The following is a 3,053-nucleotide window of genomic DNA, read 5'->3' as shown; positions in this document are numbered from 1 at the left end:
AAAAGCTAACCGCTTGGACAGGGATGGCGTTGTCCGCGTTTCTCCCTGGGCGGTTTGGGTTACTAGACTGGCTCGGATTTCTATGCAACCTGATTGTGCATCGATATGATGCCTGCCTCATTGTGAGCCGGATCCTGTATATGCTGACTCTATTGAAACTTCTGCAAGATGGGCGCTTCCACTCGGGGCAAGCCCTGGGGGAGATCCTCGGTGTGAGCAGAAGTGCGGTCTGGAAGCAGCTGCAGCAACTGGAGACGGACCTTGGCCTTTCTGTATACAAAGTGCGCGGCCGAGGCTATCGACTGCAAAGTCCGCTGAGTCTGCTCGATCGAAGCATTCTGAATGCTAGTGGTGCTCCTTGGTCGCATCATGTGTTCGAGTCGCTGGATTCCACCAACGCCGAGGTAATGCGGCGCTTGTCTGCAGGTCTCGCTCCGCCATTCGCGGTCATTGCCGAGCGGCAGACGGAGGGGCGGGGGCGAAGAGGGCGTCGATGGGTCAGTCCTTATGCTCAGAACGTCTACTACAGCCTGGCTTTGCGTATTGAAGGCGGTGCGCGCCAACTTGAGGGACTGAGCCTGGTGGTTGGCTTGGCAGTGTTAAGTACGTTGCATTCATTCGGATTGACGGCGGCCGGCTTGAAATGGCCAAACGACCTGCTGGTAGGCAATCGGAAGGTCGCGGGTGTTCTCCTCGAGCTGCTGGGGGATCCGGCTGATCTCTGTCATGTTGTCGTTGGTATTGGAATCAACGTGAATATGCAGCAGCCTGCAGAGGAAATCGATCAGCCATGGACTTCCATGCAAATCGATACTGGTGTCCTGGTAGACAGAAACGCGTTGGTCAGTTGCTTGAGTGCCCGTCTCGAGTATTACCTTGGGCGTCATAAGAGGGAGGGTTTTTCTGCTCTACGAGAGGAGTGGGAGCGTGGTCATCTCTGGCAGGGGAAGCAGGTGAATCTGATTGCTGGTGTACAGAAAATCCAGGGAAGCGTCGTGGGAATAGACGTCACGGGTGCCTTGCGACTCAGCGTCAATGGTGAAGAGCGAGCTTATAGCGGTGGAGAGCTCAGTTTGAGGTTGAGTGATGATTCTTGAGCTTGACTGTGGTAACAGCTTTATCAAATGGCGTGTGATCGACAGTGCGCAAGTGGCCACTCTGGTTGGCGGTGTTGTCGGTTCGGACGAAGAGCTGGTATCGGTGCTGCGGACGACGCCTGAATTAGCGCTTCGCCACTGCCGATTGGTCAGTGTTCGTTCCGATGAGGAAACTCGCTTGCTGACTGCTCGGCTGCAGGATGCATTCGGAGTGTCTTGCGCGTCTGCGTCGCCTGCCCTCGAGCTGGCCGGGGTACGCAACGGCTACTCGGAGTATCAACGCCTTGGTTTGGATCGCTGGCTTGCCGTGTTGGGGGCTTATCACATTGCTCGCAAGCCGTGCCTGGTTCTCGATCTTGGCACGGCGGTGACGTCGGATCTGGTCGCAGGGAATGGGGATCATCTCGGAGGATTTATCTGTCCAGGGATGCCCCTCATGCGCAATCAGCTGCGCACGCATACCCGGCGCATTCGCTACGACGACGACGCTGCGGAGCGGGCCTTGCTTGATATGGCTCCCGGGCGCTCGACCGTCGAAGCGGTAGAGCGGGGCTGTCTTTTGATGTTGCGGGGCTTTGTCCAAGCTCAAATTCAATTGGCGGCTGAGTATCTTGGGGAGGAGTTCGAAGTCTTTCTTACTGGCGGTGACGCGCTCTTGGTGCGCGATGTACTTCCGCGCGCAAGGGTGATGCCTGATTTGGTATTTGCTGGTTTGGCTATTGCCTGTCCATTGCATTGAGGTTGATCCATGCGTTGGTTGTTTCTGTTTCTCCTGGTTCTCAATCTCTTCTACTACGTCTGGCATCAGCAGCAGGCACCGTTGCGGCCGAAGGAAGTGGAGACGCTTTCGCTATACAAGGGGGGGCAGCAGGACATTCGTCTGCTCAGTGAGTCCGGTGAGGTTCAACCAAGGCGTAGCGTTGCGCTCCCCGCGCCGGCCGAAGAGACCGTATGCCTTTTTCTTGGAGGCTTCGAGCGTGAGGAGCAGGCTCGCGAGCTGGAGCAGCGCCTGATCAGTCTGGACGTACGTTCGGCGGTAAAGCCGGTTGATGCAGCTGCGGGTACTGACTATTGGGTCTATCTTGCGCCGCTGGCTTCGAGGGAGGCCTCCTTGCGTCAGCTCAAGGAGCTTCAGGCGCGGAAGATCGATAGCTACATCGTGACTCAGGGGGATCTGGTCAATGGGATTTCTCTAGGAATCTTCCCTCGTATGGATTCTGCAGAGAGCGTCATGCAACGCTTGCGCGATGCCGGCTATGAGCCTTTTATGCGGGAATTGTCCCGTGCGCACCGTGATTATTGGGTGCGCGTAGCAGCTGAAAGTCGCAGGCTGGTTGATGATCCGCTGCTCGAGCAACTGTCCCGGGATTTTTTTGCATTAAAACATCAACTTATGCCGTGCGAAGGTGTTGCATCTCCTCGTTAGCTTGAATAGAATGGCGCCCGCTTCGCAGGGTGGCCCAAAAGGCGGTCTTGCGAAGCTGCTGTCGAATGAAGCTAACCTCAAGATTTTAATGAGAAAAAGCTTGACAGCTGGGTGGCAGAAGATGAGAATGCCGCCTCCCTTGGAGGGGTTCCCGAGCGGCCAAAGGGATCAGACTGTAAATCTGACGTCATAGACTTCGAAGGTTCGAATCCTTCCCCCTCCACCAGATTTAAAGCGAGAGCTGCAGGCTCCGCGGGTATAGTTCAGTGGTAGAACCTCAGCCTTCCAAGCTGATGATGCGGGTTCGATTCCCGCTACCCGCTCCAGGTTTGCTGTTGTCGTAATGTGTTTGGCTCATGTAGCTCAGCTGGTAGAGCACACCCTTGGTAAGGGTGAGGTCAGCGGTTCAAATCCGCTCATGAGCTCCATCTTAACAAAGGCAGATATGAGAATATCTGCCTTTGTTTTAATGGTTGCGTAACTCGCTCAACTCTTGATGGGAGACGTTCTCGATGGCTAAAGAAAAGTTC

At 55.5% G+C, this 3,053-nt stretch carries 3 protein-coding genes and 3 tRNA genes; all 6 read left to right on the top strand.

All coding sequences use genetic code 11. The features are described 5' to 3' along the window. Nucleotides 1–140 precede the first annotated feature (140 nt). The 6 genes from birA (at nucleotide 141) to AAHM40_RS26900 (ending at nucleotide 2,951) form a co-directional block, all read left to right on the top strand. Nucleotides 141–1,097 (top strand): bifunctional biotin--[acetyl-CoA-carboxylase] ligase/biotin operon repressor BirA, encoded by a 957-nt coding sequence (birA, locus tag AAHM40_RS26925; RefSeq protein WP_342247427.1) that lies wholly within the window; start codon nucleotides 141–143, stop codon nucleotides 1,095–1,097. Then, nucleotides 1,087–1,836, top strand: coding sequence for a pantothenate kinase (locus AAHM40_RS26920; protein ID WP_342247426.1), 750 nt, complete (start codon nucleotides 1,087–1,089; stop codon nucleotides 1,834–1,836). Before birA ends, AAHM40_RS26920 begins: the two co-directional genes overlap by 11 nt. Before the next feature lie 9 nt (nucleotides 1,837–1,845). Further along, nucleotides 1,846–2,523: an SPOR domain-containing protein gene (locus tag AAHM40_RS26915; protein WP_342247425.1), complete on the top strand. Its 678-nt coding sequence runs from the start codon at nucleotides 1,846–1,848 to the stop codon at nucleotides 2,521–2,523. A 141-nt stretch (nucleotides 2,524–2,664) separates the two neighbouring features. Then, nucleotides 2,665–2,749, top strand: a tRNA-Tyr gene (locus AAHM40_RS26910). A 26-nt stretch (nucleotides 2,750–2,775) separates the two neighbouring features. Further along, nucleotides 2,776–2,849: transfer RNA gene (locus AAHM40_RS26905), tRNA-Gly, on the top strand. A 26-nt stretch (nucleotides 2,850–2,875) separates the two neighbouring features. Next, a tRNA-Thr gene (locus AAHM40_RS26900) sits at nucleotides 2,876–2,951 on the top strand. Nucleotides 2,952–3,053 lie beyond the last annotated feature (102 nt).

Source organism: Pseudomonas sp. OTU5201 (genome assembly GCF_038440135.1).
Lineage (GTDB): Bacteria > Pseudomonadota > Gammaproteobacteria > Pseudomonadales > Pseudomonadaceae > Metapseudomonas > Metapseudomonas resinovorans.
The sequence above is the reverse complement of the archived record's forward strand: the minus strand, read 5'-3'. Positions and strand labels throughout refer to the sequence as shown.